1 protein-coding gene is annotated in these 559 nt (G+C 71.6%); it reads right to left on the bottom strand.

The features are described from left to right. Positions 1 to 559 (bottom strand): GntP family permease (locus tag KUM32_RS42545; protein WP_217146924.1); only part of this gene is annotated, 559 nt, incomplete at both ends.

Genomic DNA, 559 nt, shown 5'->3' on the forward strand with positions numbered 1-559 from the left:
TTCTCCGGGTCGTCCACCACGATCTCCACCAGCGCCTTGCCCAGCATCAGCACGACGGGCAGCAGCACCGTGCAGACGGTGGCGGCGAAGCTGGGGCGGCGCTCCAGCGTCTCGGACGGCCGCTGCGGAACGAGTCCCTCGGGCGGCTCGATGTCCACCCAGCGCGCCGCGTACCGGGCGAAGACGGGTCCCGCGATCACGACGGTGGGGATGCCGACGAGGACGCCGAGGGCGAGGGTGACGCCGAGGTTGGCGTCGATCGCGTCGATCGCGGCGAGCGGGCCGGGGTGGGGCGGCACCAGGCCGTGCATCACGGACAGGCCGGCCAGGGCCGGGATGCCGATGCGCATGAGGGAGTAGTTGCCGCGCTTGGCGACCAGCAGGACGACCGGGATCAGCAACACGATGCCGACCTCGAAGAAGAGCGGCAGCCCGATGATGCCCGCGATCAGGGCCATGGCCCAGGGCATGGTGCGCTGGTTGGCGCGGGCCAGGATGGTGTCCACGATCTGGTCCGCGCCGCCCGAGTCGGCCAGGAGTTTGCCGAGGATCGCGCCGA

The sequence above is a fragment of the Streptomyces sp. AC627_RSS907 genome, assembly GCF_019049165.1.